Origin of the sequence: Microcystis sp. M20BS1, from assembly GCF_020245305.1 — a bacterium.
Taxonomy (GTDB): Bacteria; Cyanobacteriota; Cyanobacteriia; order Cyanobacteriales; family Microcystaceae; genus Microcystis; species Microcystis ichthyoblabe_A.
This window is the reverse complement of sequence record NZ_JADBUZ010000181.1, coordinates 1-14,747: the sequence shown is the minus strand read 5'-3', so window position 1 is coordinate 14,747 and position 14,747 is coordinate 1. Positions and strand designations below refer to the sequence as shown.

Genomic DNA, 14,747 nt, shown 5'->3' with positions numbered 1-14,747 from the left:
TGAGGTAGTCAGTTACCTAATTTTCAGGGAAAAAGTACCTGAATTTTACCCCCGATCCCTCCAATGGTCGGCACTTTTTGAGGTCAAAAAAGTCTAAAAGCCTTATCCAACAAGGTTTTTAGATTTATTCAGCAAGCCCTACTTATTGGCACTCAATAGCATAATTCTTTGAGCGACTTTTTCAGCAAACCCCATATATTCAGCATTCATGAGGGGAACCCTAAGGCGAAGTAATTTTCCCGTTTAAAAGCGCCGTCCCATGGCTAAAAGCGAGAGACTTCTGCTGATACTAAATTCAACCAGTAATTACTCCCGCCATTGTCCTGACTTGCTAGGGGTGTTTTCCCCTTGTTATCGTCAGGGTCACAAAGAGGCCGCAGCCATAGCCATCAAAACCTAACCGCCGGTCAACCTTCTCAATCTGAAGAGGAGGAGGAGCGAGGAAACAATAGTCCCTATTGCCTATTTAGACAATCGCTCCCCGTTTAAACTGTTGCCGCCGATGAATCAAGCACCACCTGTTCATTGGTGGGTAACTCCAGACAATAACCCGCACCGTAAACGGTTTTAATATAGCGAGGGTGGCGGGGATCGGGTTCTAGTTTCGTTCTCAGATGGCGAATGTGAACGCGAATAGTCTCGATATCATCATCGGGATCGTATCCCCAGACTTCCTTGAGAATATCACTGGGGGAAACGGTCTGACCGTGACGCTGGAGAAGACAGTGGAGTAACTCGAATTCTAGATGGGTTAACTTGACCACACCTTCAAACCAGACCGCCTCAAAACGTTCGGGAACCAGGGTTAAAGGCCCAAAACTGAGTATTTCTGAGTGTTTAGCGGCTTGGGGAATGCGATCGGTGCGTCTCAGGAGAGCGCGTACCCTAGCTAACATTTCCTCCACCTCGAAAGGTTTGGTCAGGTAATCATCGGCACCGGCGTTAAAACCTTCCACTTTATCTTGGGTTTGTCCTAAGGCTGTCAGCATCAAAATCGGGATGTCTGACGTGCGTTCATCTCGTCGCAAACGCTGACAGACAGTAAAACCATCGACTTTGGGCAACATTAAATCCAGCATGATTAAATCGGGTTGTAACTGGACGGCCAAGGCCTGGCCTTTAATCCCGTCCTCTGCGGGGTTAACGTCATAACCCGCCATCTCCAAGTTGATGGAGACTAATTCCGCGATCGCAGGATCATCATCGATTACAAGTATTCGGGGCATTACCAGAGTGTTATGACTAAGGGTTTGGGTAGGGGGTTGCTAAATGTGTTCTCGCTGACATCGCAACTAGGGCTTTGTCTCTCAAGGGCTTGAGTTTAGCACAACATAAAGAATCCTGTACTGATTATAAGCATGATTGCTAAATTCGGTTTTAATTTGTGAAATTTTGCTGATCTAAGTCTCCTGAATGTTAAGAATTAATAAGAAGTGTGAAGAATGTTGCTCGATAATCGATATTAGTGCTATGTCCTAGCCTCTCTCTCCCCAAGATGACCTAGGCAGCAGTTTTTCACTAATCTTTACAATTTCGCCATCTGGCTCAATACCAGTTTCAACCGACGGTTAAGTCCTGCTAGAGCTAACTTTTCCCCCTAAGCTCCCCCGGCGGCACTGTAAAAATTCTTAATAAAATTAGCGATCGATTCAGTTTAATCTACCAAAATAGGCGGTTTTAGTAAGCATCTGTAACGAACCCGATCCATTCTACTCATCCCAACAGGTGATCATAATATGAGCGTTAATTTATCAACTCAACTGCGAGAAGGCACGAAAAAATCTCACACCATGGCAGAAAACGTCGGTTTTGTCAAGTGTTTTCTCAAAGGTGTGGTGGAAAAAACTTCCTATCGCAAACTGGTGGCTAACCTCTACTTCGTCTATTCGGCCATGGAAGAGGAGATGGAAAAACTTCGTAGTCATCCCGTCGTTTCTAAAATCTGTTTTCCTGAACTCAATCGCAAAAATGCGCTAGAACAGGATTTATATTTTTATTATGGTCCAAATTGGCGCAACGAGATCGCTTTATCTCCCGCAGGTCAGGCCTACGTTAACCGGATTCGGGAAATCGCCACAACAGAACCCGAATTATTAGTCGCTCATTCCTATACCCGTTATCTCGGCGATCTGTCCGGGGGGCAAATCTTGAAAAAAATCGCCGAAAAAGCGATGAATCTGGAAACTGGTGGCACAGCTTTCTATGATTTCAAAGATATTACCGACGAAAAAGCCTATAAAAACCACTATCGTCAAACCCTCGACGAGTTACCGGTGGATCAAGCCATGGCCGATCGCATTGTCACCGAAGCTAACGCCGCTTTTGGCATGAACATGAAAATGTTCCAAGAGTTGGAAGGTAATCTAATCAAAGCGATCGGAATTATGCTCTTTAATACTCTCACCCGTCGTCGCAGCACCGGCAGCACCGAAACTGGATTGGCTACCGCCGAATAGTAGTCAAGAAAACCAAAAAAACGGAAATTCTAAAATTTGGGTGATGGTCAGCCATGATTATTATCTTAATTTCAGAGTTATCCGTTATATTTTTGCTTTTTATTCAGGAGGCAGGAGTCAGTAGTCAGTAGTCAGTAGTCAGTAGTCAGGAGACAGGAGATTATTTTTATTTATTCTCCCCACACCCTACACCCTACACCCCACACCCCACTACCCCACACCCTACACCCTACACCCCACACCCCACTACCCCACACCCTACACCCCACACCCTACACCCCAATTTCCCTGATGATCGCAAAAAAACTTCATCAAGAGGGGAACAACTTCCAGTAAGATGAAAAATGGTCAGTGAAAAAGCTAACCGAAATTTATTGCTGGAAATGGTAACACCGCCCCATTTCCCCAGACCCTAGGGGCTAGAGTCTGGTAAACCAGCGGATAAAAATTGACATCCATGAGTAAAGCAGACATTTTTGATCGAGTTAAAAAAGTTGTTGTGGAACAATTAGAAGTAGAGGATCCGGATACAGTTACTCCCGAAGCAAGCTTTGCTAATGATCTGAAAGCTGATTCCCTTGATGTGGTCGAGTTGGTGATGGCTTTAGAGGAAGAATTTGAGATTGAAATTCCCGACGAAGATGCCGAACAAATTGACACTGTGGGCAAAGCTGCCGATTATATTGGCCGGAGAGCAACCGCCTAATTATTGCGGGAGAATTGACAATTTAGGATTAAATATCTGGGGCAAAATCTGCCCTTATTTTTGAACAAACATGACAGAATTGCCATTAAAAAGGGTTGTCATCACGGGGATGGGTGCGATCACTCCCCTCGGCAATAATCTAGCAGACTATTGGACAGGCTTAATCAACGGCAAAAGTGGCATTGGTTTAATCACCCACTTTGATGCCTCCCGTCACGCTTGTCGCATTGCTGGGGAAGTGCGGGGTTTTGACCCCCACGAATATGTGGATCGCAAAGAGGCAAAGCGCATGGACCGTTTCGCTCAATTTGCCGTCGCCGCCAGTTTGCAAGCGCTGCAAGATTCGCGATTAGTTATCGACGCTCTCAATGCCGATGATATAGGTGTACTAATCGGTACGGGCGTAGGTGGTATAAAAGTGCTGGAGGATCAACAGGAAATTTACTTGACAAAAGGTCCGGGCCGGTGTAGTCCTTTCATGATCCCGATGATGATTGCCAATATGGCCGCTGGTTTAACCGCTATCCATACGGGAGCCAAGGGACCGAGTAACTGTACCGTGACCGCTTGTGCTGCCGGTTCCAATGCCATCGGCGATGCTTTTCGTCTAGTACAAAGGGGTTCGGCCAAAGCGATGATCTGCGGTGGGACGGAAGCCGCCGTTACCCCCCTAGGATTGGCTGGTTTTGCCTCCGCTAAAGCCCTGTCCACCCGCAACGATGACCCCACCCGGGCCAGTCGTCCCTTTGACAAGGATCGGGATGGTTTTGTCATGGGGGAAGGGGCAGGAATCTTGATTATAGAGGAATTAGAAACGGCCTTAGCTCGTGGGGCGCGTATTTACGCCGAAATGATCGGTTATGGTCTGACTTGCGATGCCTATCACATGACGGCACCGGTTCCCGACGGTCGTGGGGCCACCAGAGCGATCGAATTAGCGATCAAAGATGCCGGTTTAACTCCAGCGGAAATTAGCTATATCAACGCCCACGGGACCAGTACGGGGGCCAATGATCCCACGGAAACCAAGGCGATTAAAAAAGCTTTAGGAGAATCGGCCTACCAAATCCCCGTCAGTTCCACCAAATCGATGACAGGCCACCTTTTAGGCGGTTCTGGCGGTATTGAAGCCGTGGCCACGGTAATGGCGATCGCTAATGATCGGATTCCCCCGACGCTCAACCTGGACAATCCTGACCCCGATTGTGATCTTGATTACGTCCCCTACGAAAGTCGTCAGCAGATAGTTAACGCTGCCCTTTCCAACTCCTTTGGATTTGGTGGCCATAACGTCACCTTAGCTTTTAGAAAATATGCTTGAGTCGATGCCCCTGAAAGAGTAATCTGTGAGTGGCTCCCTCTTTAACCTGGTCTTATTTTTGTAGTTCATTCTAAAAAACATTATGGTTGTAGTCTCCCAATCCCTCGAAGAACTTTGTATTAATGCGGTACGTTTTTTAGCGGTGGATGCCGTAGAAAAAGCTAAATCGGGACACCCCGGACTGCCCATGGGAGCCGCTCCCATGGCCTTTGTTCTCTGGGATCAATTCCTGCGTTTTAACCCGAAAAACCCCCAATGGGTCAATCGCGATCGTTTTGTTCTCTCCGCCGGTCACGGTTGTATGCTGCAGTACGCTTTGATGTACCTGACGGGATACGATAGCGTTCCCCTAGAGGAAATTAAACAATTCCGGCAGTGGAAATCGAAAACCCCCGGCCACCCCGAAAATTTCGTCACGGAAGGGGTGGAAGTGACCACCGGTCCTCTGGGTCAAGGGATTGCCAATGGTGTGGGTTTGGCCTTAGCAGAGGCCCATTTAGCGGCCCGTTTCAATAAACCGGATGCCAAAATTATCGACCATTACACCTATGTCATTTTGGGTGATGGTTGCAATATGGAGGGGATTTCCGGGGAAGCTTGTTCTTTAGCCGGTCACTGGGGTTTAGGCAAGTTAATCGCTCTCTATGATGATAACCATATCTCGATCGATGGTTCCACCGATATCGCTTTTACCGAAGACGTGAGCAAGCGTTTTGAAGCCTACGGTTGGCACGTTCAGCACGTCGAGAATGGTAACACCGATTTAGATGCCATTGCCAATGCGATCGCGGCTGCCAAAGCTGTCACCGATAAACCCTCGATGATTAAAATCACCACCACCATCGGTTATGGTTCCCCCAATAAGTCTAATACCGCCGATGTTCACGGGGCAGCTTTGGGAGCAACAGAAATCGAGTTAACCCGGAAAGCGTTAGGTTGGCAATACGAGCCGTTTGTGGTTCCCGATGAGGTGTTAAATCGTTTCCGGCAAGCAGTGGACAAGGGAGCGACGGCAGAAACGGACTGGAATAAGTTATTTAACGAATATCAGGCTAAATATCCCGCAGAAGCGGCTTTATTTGAGCAGTTAACCACCGGTCAACTGCCGGAAGGTTGGGAGCAAGCTTTACCGGTTTATAAACCCGAAGATAAGGCGCTCGCTAGTCGTAAACACTCGGAAATCTGCTTAAATGCCCTTGCGGGGGTTTTACCCGGTTTAATCGGTGGTTCGGCGGATTTAACCCACTCTAACTACACCGAATTAGAGCATTTTGGTAATTTCCAAAAAGGCAGTTATCAGGAGCGTAACGTCCATTTTGGTGTGCGGGAACACGCGATGGGGGCGATTTGTAACGGTATTGCTCTCCATAACACGGGATTGATTCCCTACGGGGCGACTTTCCTGATTTTCACCGACTATATGCGGAATTCTATCCGTTTATCGGCATTGTCAGAAACCCGCGTCATCTGGGTAATGACTCACGATTCCATTGCCTTAGGGGAAGATGGACCGACTCACCAACCCGTGGAACACGTTGCTTCTCTGCGCGCTATTCCTAACCTGTTAGTCATGCGTCCGGGAGATGGTACGGAAACTTCCGGTGCTTATAAAGTAGCGGTGAGCGAAACTAAGCGCCCGACGTTACTAGCATTATCCCGTCAAAATCTGCCCAATTTAGCGGGAACTTCCCTTGCGGGTGTGGCTAAAGGTGCTTATATTATCACCGATTGTGAAGGTACTCCCGATGTCATTCTCATCGGTACGGGGGGCGAGTTGTATCTCTGCGATAAAGCGGCTGCGGTGTTGAAAGAAGCAGGAATTAAAGCTCGCGTCGTTTCTATGCCCTGTTGGGAGCTATTTGAGGAACAATCGGCAGAATACAAAGAATCGGTATTGCCGAAAGCAGTGAAAAAACGTCTCGCGGTGGAAGCGGGTTCAACTATGGGTTGGCATCGCTACATCACCGATGAGGGGGATGTGTTGGGGGTTGATACCTTCGGCGCTTCTGCTCCAGGAGGTGTGATTCTAGAGAAGTTCGGTTTTACCGTGAATAACGTGGTAGCGAAGGCAAAAGCGTTGTTAGGTTAATTACCTGAAATCTTAGCTGTAATGAGTCAGAAAAATCTGGCTCATTTTTTTGTTTTTCTATTGTGACTGTCAGTCAGTGGACTAGGGGTCACGTCAGGCAGTTTAATCGAAGCATGGCAAAGGACAATTTAGCTCAATTTGGCAGATGTTTACATAATGCTCGCATTCAAAAGGGTTTATCCCAAGAAAGGTTGGCCGAAGCGGCCAATTTGGATAGAACTTACATCAGTCTTCTTGAACGTGGTAAAAGGAATCCTTCTTTACTATGCTTGATTTCTTTATGTAGAGCATTAAACATAAGTCTTTCGGAGCTTTTTAACACTATGTCTATAAATTCCGATGTAAATACTGATGATGTCAGAAGATTTGATTAAATTGCTTGAGCAGTTTTTGCATGATAACGAGCTTGAATGGGAATGGTTTGAAAAAATAGAAAGTTTTTGTAAGAGTTATAGTTTGAATATCAAATATATTACAGAAGTTCTCAATGATCCAAAAGTTATTCCTATGATTCGTGGCAAGTTTTTTGAGTTCACTGTACAAGATGAACTGTCAAAAATACTCGCAAATAATTATTTAGTTACTAATCCTCGCTTAAATCCTCAAGCTGGTTCTCACGATATAGATGTAGCTATTATCAATCAAAAAAACGCCAAAAAATACTCTGCTGAATGTAAGTTAGCCAAAAAAGGTAGTTTCCGTCTTCAGGGAGGTATCAGACCTTTTATTGAAGTCAAATGTATGAGATCAAGAACCTTAGGAGACAAAGCGGCAGAACAAAGGTCTAAATTGATAGGAATACCTTCAACAAGCCTCAATATTCACAAAGATCAATATATTGAAACAGATTTTGATTTAGTGATTACATCTCTTGCCAATGCTTTTTTTCAGACCAATTTAGAAACGGGACTATTTGTTTGGAACCCCACACCAAAAGAGCAAATATTTTTAAGCAAAATTAATATTAATAATCAAGAAGAAGCCCTTTTAAAATGTACGTTGTCAGGAGTAAAGATTTAACAGCAAATCAAACCAATAATATCAATTGTTCTCGCCAGAAATGCCAGGATCACAACTGTAATTTCATCCCTAATTATCCCAAAATTTTATTTATTTTGTCTGATGGGATTATTTATTTTTACCAGTAATTTTGTCAACTCCTTTTTTATACTGCGTTCTGTCATCATTCCAGCCAGCATCCCGCCAAGCCCGCAAAAAGTTAAGACAGGGGCTGTAAATGGTAACATTCCTGCTAAGGCTATAGCTGCTCAAGCTCCACCAGCCAGCCCTACTCTTGCCCCAGCTTGATTATCCTTAAACAGTTTAGTCTTTTTTATGTTGTCGAAAGGTTTTGAGTATTCTGACATCGATTATTCTCCAAATCAGGATGCCGATATTACAACACAGCTTTCGGGAATTGTCTATATACTGATCATCATTCATGCCATCGCTAAAAGCGAGGGAAGAATGCTGACACTAGGTTAGAATTGCGGTAACGCACCATAAATTCTTATGCTTGGTTTTTGTCATTTTAATGGGCGGAGTCGGACTCGAACCGACATGAGGGGCTGCCTCGCCACATTTTGAGTGTGGTGCGTCTACCAATTTCGCCATTCGCCCTTGGCATTAGTTTTATCATTATAACCCATTTTTGGCCCCTTTAACAAATTGTGATAATCGGGGGAACTGGCCCAACGATCGATTTCTCGCGCACGCAGGACGGGGAGGGGATGGGTTAACTGTTGGGTTTGCAAACCCTTTAACATTTCGCCCATTTCCGAGGCGCTGACGGCATCGTAGGACTTGGCCTGATCGATAAAAGCCTCTAAATTTAATAAAGGTGCGAGACTGGGGGAACCTCCGGCTAACTTCATTAACACCGACATGACGATTTTTGGGTCTTGAACTGCCAATAAAGCGGATCGATCGCAACTAAACTCGGCGCAGCGCACCCATGCTAACATTCTCTCCTGTAGGGATCGTGCTAACATTGTCCCCCAATTGGGCAGCAATCCCGCCGCTAGGACCATAATATTGGCTAAAGTCAGATAAACGCCGTGTTCACACTTGAGATGACCTAATTCGTGGGCGATTACCGCTTGAATTTCTGCGGGAGTCAGCATTTCAATTAGGGAAGTGTGCATCACCATAAACGGTTTTTTGCCGCGCATGGCGAAGGTATAAGCGTTAGGAACGGGGTTTTGTTGAATGTATAATTGAGGTGGTTCTAAGTCGAGAACTCGGCAAGCTTCTAGGAGGAGATTATGCAGGTCGGGTAATTGTTTTTCCCCCACCAAAACACTAGCAGCAATATTATTTAGGTAAAAGAATTCCTCAGCGACGGAACCTAACAAACTTCTTACGGCTATATCTAAACCGGGCAACTGTTTAAGGGAGTTAGTCGCCTCTAGGTCGATGGGATGCCGAAAATCATTGGCTTTTAAGCCTAGTAATAACTGTTTTGATAATTCCATATTCTTATTCATTTAACCAAACTTTAACGCGTTCTAAACTTTTCCAATCGGGTTTTCTAGCTAAACCATCGGCGATATTTTCATCCACTTCTTGGCGAACTTCTTTGTTTAAACTAATTAATTGTTGCACCAGTTCGATATGTTCCCTAACTCCGGCGGTTTTGGTTTCTAACATAGCTAAAACCAAATTGATCCGGTTTTGGGGGGAAACTTTATCGAGTTTAACGGCTTTTTGGGCGGCTTTTAGGGCTAATTCCGGTTTATCGGTGAGCATATATAACCAAGCTAAACAGGACCAAACGGCGGCATTTTTAGGACTGCGATCGCTTAATTCTTTAAATTCGGGCAATAAACTGGCAGCGTTTTCTCCCTGTTGGTAGCGTTCTAAACCTTGTTCGAGGGTAAAATTGGCGATTTCTGTCATTTTCAGCTAGGGGGTTAATCAAGGAGCAAATCTAACGGTGATCGGCGTATTACACTGTTTTAGTACAATTTGCCTTTATTTAGTATTCTAGCAAAATTTGTCCCCTTGTCAGCAAAATTTTAAAAGACGATGCCGCGTTCTCGCCAGATCATCAATAGGCCACTCATCGAAACGAATAACATCACTGCTTGTTTAAATTGCTGGGGACTCATTTTTTCTAAAACTTTTTGTCCTAACCAATTGCCTGGCCAGGCTGCTAATCCTAACAATAAACCGTAACCAAGAAAAGGCAGATGTAAAACTCCAAAGGCTGCGTAGGCGATTAATTTGGCCACATGAACTACTACCATGTGAACGGATTTCGTTGCCACCATTGGTTCTTTAACTAGCCCATAGTTAATATAAAATAGGTTCATCATCGGGCCGGTACTACCGACTAATCCTGACAGGAAAGCGTAGATAAATCCCGAGGGCATAAAATACCAAGTTTTAATCTCAAAAAAAGGATTTTCTTGTTGGGGAAATAATTGTTTAAGCGAGGATAAAACCAGAAAAATTCCCAAAACTAGCGGCAACCATTTGAATTGTAAATGGGCAAACACAAAAGCGCCGAGGGTAGATCCCATAATTGCCCCGGGTAAATACCACACCGTCGAGGGCCAGTCAATGGCGCGCCAATACATTCCCATGCGTTGGACATTACCGATTAGCATCCCCGTGGTCAAAACCGGAGGAATGACGGCAGCATCGAGAAACCAACCTAAAACGGGGAGTAGAATCAGGGGGCTGCCCCCACCAGCAAGGGTACTAAAAAACCAAGCTAGACTACCTGCCAACATCAAGGTAACAATGATCATCGAGTTGTAAAGTTAATTCACAAAGAGTTACTTAATCTATTATGATATCTTCTTTGGGATCTTCATCAGTATAATGCCATTCCACATTGGGCATAGCCTCGAAAGCTTGACGGACGTAATCCTCCCAGAGTTTCCGCATTTTGGCTAGGTAGGGATCTCCTAGGCGCAATTGTAACTTATGACGTAGGCTTAGGCTATTAGCTTCATACATACTCAAATAGATAGGCGGTCCGACAGAAATATTCGATTTCATGGTCGAATCGATGGAAAGTAAGGCACATTTAGCCATTTCCTCTAGGGGTGTATCATAGGTAATGGTGCGATCAAGAATCGGTTTACCGTATTTAGTTTCACCTATCTGTAAAAAGGGCGTTTCTTTGGTGGCTTGAATATGATTTCCCTGGGGATAAATCATGAATAATTGCGGTTCTTCTCCTTTAATTTGTCCCCCAAGAATAAACTTACATTTAAAATCAATATTATCTTTTTCTAGCCAAGTCCTTTCCCTAGCTTGTACTTGACGACTTTTATCACCGATATAGTGGGCGATATCGTAGAGATGAGTCAGAGAATGGAGATTTTTATCCTCTTGATTGTGCAGATCTCTTTTTAGTTCGTGAATCACGCCTTGGCTAATCGATAAATTCCCAGATGTACAGACCATAATTACTCTTTCTCCCGATACCGAAAAGTCAAATAATTTCCGATAGGCCGAGATATAATCGACTCCCGCATTCGTGCGAGAATCCGCCCCCATAACAATGCCAAAACGATTGATAATTCCTAAACAGTAAGTCATTTTCAGTTGTCAGTAATTAGTGAACAGTAATCAGTAATTAGTAAACAGTAAACAGTAATTAGTGAAGAGTGAAGAGTGAAGAGTGAAGAGTGAAGAGTGAAGAGTGAAGAGTGAGCGGTGAATAATATCATTTAAAGCTTAAAACTTAAAACTTAAAACTTTAATCTGATAACTAATCACTGATAACTAATCACTGATAACTAATCACTGATAACTGATGACTGATAACTGATAACTGAATTAAGCCATAACCATACCACCATCGACGTTAAAGACTTGACCAGTGATATAAATAGCGGCGGGATCGGCGGCTAAAAAACGCACCATTCCGGCGACTTCTTCCGGTTTTCCATAACGGGAGAGGGGGATATATTTGAGAATTTCATCTGCTTTGAGGTCATGAGTCATATCAGTTTCAATAAAGCCAGGGGCCACGGCATTAACAGTGATGCCTCGACTGGCAAATTCCTTGGCTAAAGTTTTCGTTAAACCGATAACACCGGCTTTAGCGGCGCTGTAATTAGATTGACCAGGATTACCCATCAAACCAGATACAGAAGTGATGTTAATTATGCGGCCGCTTTTCTGTTTTAACATCAATTTACCGACGGCGCGAGTGCAGAGAAAAACCCCGGTTAAATTGAGATCGATGACCGCTTGCCAGTCTTCTAATTTCATTCTTAACATTAGCGTATCCCGGGCAATACCGGCATTATTAACTAAGACATCAATATGACCGAATTTTTGCTTGGTACTATCTACTAAATTATCCACTTCTTCGCTTTTAGCCACATCTGCTTGTAGAGCTATTGCCTTTCCCCCGGCCGCGGTAATTTCTTCGACAACGGCATCGGCAGCACTGCTAGATTTAGCATAGTTCACCACTACAGTAGCACCCTGGCTGGCTAATTCCAAGGCGATCGCTTTACCGATCCCTCGCGAGGCCCCGGTTACTATGGCTACTTTGTCTTGTAAATGCTGGCATTCTGCGGGTAATAGTTTCATAATTTTCTGCATTCCCCAAATAATCGTCAAATCTCAAGAGAAAACTTTGTACTGATAACTTTGCTCAAAACACTTCATTATCTCACAAGCGGGTTAATCTGACCGCAGCAATCCTCAATGGCGATCGCTCTGTCCCCACTTTCCTGTATAGTATCAGGGGGAATTGGCCGCCACTAATTGATCGAGTTGTTGCTGCATCAAATAACAGACTTTCTCATAACATTCGCGTACATAACGGCGGTCCCGGGCCGCTTTTTTGCCGTAACGTTCAAAAATAATTGGGGGACAAACCCGCGTCTGTATCGCTACGGGTAAGGGAATATTCGGCAAGGGACCGATAGCTAGTCCCCAGGGTAAACCGAAATAGATGGGACAGGTCCCGGGGTCAATACCGAAAGGCCAAGGCATACCCTTTTCATGTAATTCTTTTAATTGAGGATAAATATCGTCGAGGACAAACAGAGTCGAGTGAGCGCCGTGGGAAATGGCGGGAATAATCGGCACTTCGTACTGTAAAGCTAGTTTAACAAAAGCTAGATTACCGGCAAAATGAATTTTATTTCTTAAACTGTGGGGACGGAAAACATCCGTAGCACCTCCTGGATAAATTAGGACACTAGCGCCACTATCCAAAGCAGCGATCGCCATTTTCGGATGAGCATGAATAGCTCCCATTTGGGCCACTAGATGCGCTTGGGATGGAAAAAATCGCCAGACTCGCGAATCCATCAAACCATAGACTAAGCGATCGCGGCCAAAGCGTTGAAACCAATCATACATCATCATAAACATATCGGGAGCCGCTAAACCGCCGTTATGGGAGCCGATGAATAATACTTGTCCTGAGGGGGGAATATTTTCCCAACCATCGGTTTCGACGCGAAAATAATGGTGATAAAACCAATCCAGAAGGGGGACAAATTTTTCGATCACTTGCGGATCGCGATCCTCTAATGACCAACCAGTGAGGGTATCAACAGGGGCCTTGGCTGCTTGTAGGGATAATTCGGCAAAAGTCGCCGTAGATGAGACAAAAGAACTAAAAATCTGCATTGATGCCCAGTTGATAATTTAAGCGCATCTTAATTATCGCAAATTTCGGTTAAAAACCCCATCGTTTGAGAACGGCTTTCCTTGATGATTCTATCATCTTTAATGTCTAATCTTCACAGTTGAACCAATTTTTATCTAATAACTGTTCTAAACTGTAAGGGCATTCTGAGGGAAAATCGCCAGAAAAACCAGTTTTTTGTTGAACATAATCGAAAGCATCCTGATAGATTATCGGTAATTCCTCAGCTAAATAATTCTGTAAATTCGTCGTTAAATATTTTCTTAATTGCGTGCGAAAACTGATAATTTCTGCTCGCCAATGATTCCGATTTATTTCTGCTTCTGTTGTCCAATAGTGTAAAAGTAATAAATGCCTGATCACTTGTTCAAGTAAGCTACTGACTCGGTTTTTATCTCTTTTACTCAAGCTTTCTAATTCCTCAATTAAATGGATTACATCTAATTCATCTAAGCGATTTTCCTTGAGGATTTTTATTGTTTCCTCTAACCAAAGGTGTTGATCAATTTCGTAAAGTAGGGGCAGGGTTTCTCCTCCCTCTACTTGCCAGGGATTCTGATTTAAAGTTTTCATTGGGTTGTTGGCGGTTTTTAATAGGAAATAAGCACCCTCATATATATATTAGGCCACTTTCTCCTAATTTTGATAGTGACACGGGAAAAATCACCGCGCAGGCACCCCATACAAATTCTGACATACCATATCATTCCAAGGACAAGGGTTCTTGACACAGTCAGGCAAGTTCAGATATCGTTGCAGGGATGAGATGGTATTTTGTAGTTTCGATATTTTTGCACTTATTTCGTCCATCTTTTTATTGATTGAAATCAGCTGTTGTCCAGCATATTCATACTCACGTTTTATTTCCTGGTCTTTAGGATGTCGTCTTCCACCGTTTTCGCGAGGATATACAACTGTATAACGCACAAACAATGGATATAATCTCCTCCTCTCCTCCTGCCAGTCCGAGAATTTCTTCTCCAGTTCTTTTATTCTATCTTCTAGCTGTTTTATTTCCCGTTCGATCCCCTCAATTTGATAAGTAATTTGTTTTCTTTCTCCCGGTTCCAAGCACCGTTTTGATTGAGCCAAAATAATCTGGTTAATTGGTTCAGCTTTAGCATTGTTACCGAACAAGAGCAGAGGAGTCGTTGCTAAAGGGATTTTTAAAAGGATCAATGTCTACGACATTGATCCTTTTAAAATTTTTTGAATTTTCATTAGTTTCACGGTTAGTCCGTTATTTCAATTCAAAAAAGATGATTTATCTACAGCTAAGTGTTAATAATCACTAGCTGTGGTAATTGTAACACAGACAGACACCAAAGACAACTACTATAAAATAACTTTACATTTCTTTTATCACTTTTGGAAAATGCTATGCTTGTAGATAACTGAACTTTCCCCATACATATATACTATAATAGCCGAAAACCCTTATCCATCAATGGATACGCCCCTTAACTTTTCTTAATGTACCCATGTAATTTGTAACATTTCTTAATGGACAAGAATTCTCTCTATTTGCTAGAATGATAGCCATG

At 43.8% G+C, this 14,747-nt stretch carries 15 protein-coding genes and 1 tRNA gene; 6 read left to right on the top strand and 10 right to left on the bottom strand.

Annotated elements, in window-relative coordinates; genetic code table 11:
- Positions 1 to 485: 485 nt before the first annotated feature.
- Positions 486 to 1,226, bottom strand: coding sequence for a response regulator transcription factor (locus IM507_RS17710; protein ID WP_002736267.1), 741 nt, complete (start codon positions 1,224 to 1,226; stop codon positions 486 to 488).
- A gap of 510 nt (positions 1,227 to 1,736) precedes the next feature.
- Between IM507_RS17710 and IM507_RS17705 the strand changes: the two genes are divergently transcribed.
- The 6 genes from IM507_RS17705 to IM507_RS17680 all read left to right on the top strand — a co-directional run bounded on the left by IM507_RS17705 (position 1,737) and on the right by IM507_RS17680 (position 7,592).
- Positions 1,737 to 2,456: a biliverdin-producing heme oxygenase gene (locus tag IM507_RS17705; RefSeq protein WP_287231849.1), complete on the top strand. Its 720-nt coding sequence runs from the start codon at positions 1,737 to 1,739 to the stop codon at positions 2,454 to 2,456.
- Between the two features lie 457 nt (positions 2,457 to 2,913).
- Entirely contained in the window at positions 2,914 to 3,162 is a 249-nt protein-coding gene (gene acpP, locus IM507_RS17700) for an acyl carrier protein (RefSeq protein WP_287637422.1), read from the top strand.
- 70 nt (positions 3,163 to 3,232) lie between these two features.
- Positions 3,233 to 4,483, top strand: coding sequence for a beta-ketoacyl-ACP synthase II (gene fabF, locus IM507_RS17695; RefSeq protein ID WP_002754493.1), 1,251 nt, complete (start codon positions 3,233 to 3,235; stop codon positions 4,481 to 4,483).
- A gap of 82 nt (positions 4,484 to 4,565) precedes the next feature.
- Positions 4,566 to 6,572, top strand: a complete 2,007-nt coding sequence (tkt, locus tag IM507_RS17690) for a transketolase (RefSeq protein ID WP_287637421.1) — start codon at positions 4,566 to 4,568, stop codon at positions 6,570 to 6,572.
- Between the two features lie 113 nt (positions 6,573 to 6,685).
- A complete protein-coding gene (locus IM507_RS17685) occupies positions 6,686 to 6,946 on the top strand; it encodes a helix-turn-helix domain-containing protein (protein ID WP_036386251.1) in 261 nt (86 codons plus the stop codon).
- Entirely contained in the window at positions 6,927 to 7,592 is a 666-nt protein-coding gene (locus tag IM507_RS17680; RefSeq protein ID WP_287637419.1) for a restriction endonuclease, read from the top strand. Before IM507_RS17685 ends, IM507_RS17680 begins: the two co-directional genes overlap by 20 nt.
- Positions 7,593 to 8,107: 515 nt before the next feature.
- Here the strand turns inward: IM507_RS17680 and IM507_RS17675 are convergent.
- From IM507_RS17675 to IM507_RS17635, 9 genes are all read right to left on the bottom strand, one after another.
- Positions 8,108 to 8,192, bottom strand: a tRNA-Leu gene (locus tag IM507_RS17675).
- Complete coding sequence (locus tag IM507_RS17670) at positions 8,171 to 9,058, bottom strand: M48 family metallopeptidase (RefSeq protein ID WP_002754507.1); 888 nt, start codon at positions 9,056 to 9,058, stop codon at positions 8,171 to 8,173. The genes IM507_RS17675 and IM507_RS17670 overlap by 22 nt, the downstream gene beginning before the upstream one ends.
- Positions 9,051 to 9,470: a tetratricopeptide repeat protein gene (locus IM507_RS17665; protein WP_002748977.1), complete on the bottom strand. Its 420-nt coding sequence runs from the start codon at positions 9,468 to 9,470 to the stop codon at positions 9,051 to 9,053. Before IM507_RS17665 ends, IM507_RS17670 begins: the two co-directional genes overlap by 8 nt.
- A 119-nt stretch (positions 9,471 to 9,589) precedes the next feature.
- Complete coding sequence (locus IM507_RS17660) at positions 9,590 to 10,327, bottom strand: sulfite exporter TauE/SafE family protein (protein ID WP_002735178.1); 738 nt, start codon at positions 10,325 to 10,327, stop codon at positions 9,590 to 9,592.
- A gap of 31 nt (positions 10,328 to 10,358) precedes the next feature.
- Entirely contained in the window at positions 10,359 to 11,126 is a 768-nt protein-coding gene (locus IM507_RS17655) for a proteasome-type protease (protein WP_002754509.1), read from the bottom strand.
- 240 nt (positions 11,127 to 11,366) lie between these two features.
- A complete protein-coding gene (gene fabG, locus IM507_RS17650) occupies positions 11,367 to 12,143 on the bottom strand; it encodes a 3-oxoacyl-[acyl-carrier-protein] reductase (protein WP_002775997.1) in 777 nt (258 codons plus the stop codon).
- 141 nt (positions 12,144 to 12,284) lie between these two features.
- A complete protein-coding gene (locus tag IM507_RS17645) occupies positions 12,285 to 13,184 on the bottom strand; it encodes a lysophospholipid acyltransferase family protein (protein ID WP_103113144.1) in 900 nt (299 codons plus the stop codon).
- 106 nt (positions 13,185 to 13,290) lie between these two features.
- Entirely contained in the window at positions 13,291 to 13,776 is a 486-nt protein-coding gene (locus IM507_RS17640; protein WP_002737591.1) for a DUF29 domain-containing protein, read from the bottom strand.
- A gap of 90 nt (positions 13,777 to 13,866) precedes the next feature.
- Positions 13,867 to 14,382: a hypothetical protein gene (locus IM507_RS17635; RefSeq protein WP_069475255.1), complete on the bottom strand. Its 516-nt coding sequence runs from the start codon at positions 14,380 to 14,382 to the stop codon at positions 13,867 to 13,869.
- Positions 14,383 to 14,747 lie beyond the last annotated feature (365 nt).

Excerpts from the sequence above, each read along its gene's own strand:
- IM507_RS17665 (WP_002748977.1), bottom strand. The coding sequence starts at position 9,470 with ATGACAGAAATCGCCAATTTTACCCTCGAACAAGGTTTAGAACGCTAC.
- acpP (WP_287637422.1), top strand. The coding sequence starts at position 2,914 with ATGAGTAAAGCAGACATTTTTGATCGAGTTAAAAAAGTTGTTGTGGAA.
- fabG (WP_002775997.1), bottom strand. The coding sequence starts at position 12,143 with ATGCAGAAAATTATGAAACTATTACCCGCAGAATGCCAGCATTTACAA.
- IM507_RS17660 (WP_002735178.1), bottom strand. The coding sequence starts at position 10,327 with ATGATCATTGTTACCTTGATGTTGGCAGGTAGTCTAGCTTGGTTTTTT.
- IM507_RS17670 (WP_002754507.1), bottom strand. The coding sequence starts at position 9,058 with ATGAATAAGAATATGGAATTATCAAAACAGTTATTACTAGGCTTAAAA.
- IM507_RS17710 (WP_002736267.1), bottom strand. The coding sequence starts at position 1,226 with ATGCCCCGAATACTTGTAATCGATGATGATCCTGCGATCGCGGAATTA.
- IM507_RS17640 (WP_002737591.1), bottom strand. The coding sequence starts at position 13,776 with ATGAAAACTTTAAATCAGAATCCCTGGCAAGTAGAGGGAGGAGAAACC.
- IM507_RS17685 (WP_036386251.1), top strand. The coding sequence starts at position 6,686 with ATGGCAAAGGACAATTTAGCTCAATTTGGCAGATGTTTACATAATGCT.
- IM507_RS17645 (WP_103113144.1), bottom strand. The coding sequence starts at position 13,184 with ATGCAGATTTTTAGTTCTTTTGTCTCATCTACGGCGACTTTTGCCGAA.
- IM507_RS17680 (WP_287637419.1), top strand. The coding sequence starts at position 6,927 with ATGTCAGAAGATTTGATTAAATTGCTTGAGCAGTTTTTGCATGATAAC.
- IM507_RS17655 (WP_002754509.1), bottom strand. The coding sequence starts at position 11,126 with ATGACTTACTGTTTAGGAATTATCAATCGTTTTGGCATTGTTATGGGG.
- fabF (WP_002754493.1), top strand. The coding sequence starts at position 3,233 with ATGACAGAATTGCCATTAAAAAGGGTTGTCATCACGGGGATGGGTGCG.
- IM507_RS17705 (WP_287231849.1), top strand. The coding sequence starts at position 1,737 with ATGAGCGTTAATTTATCAACTCAACTGCGAGAAGGCACGAAAAAATCT.
- tkt (WP_287637421.1), top strand. The coding sequence starts at position 4,566 with ATGGTTGTAGTCTCCCAATCCCTCGAAGAACTTTGTATTAATGCGGTA.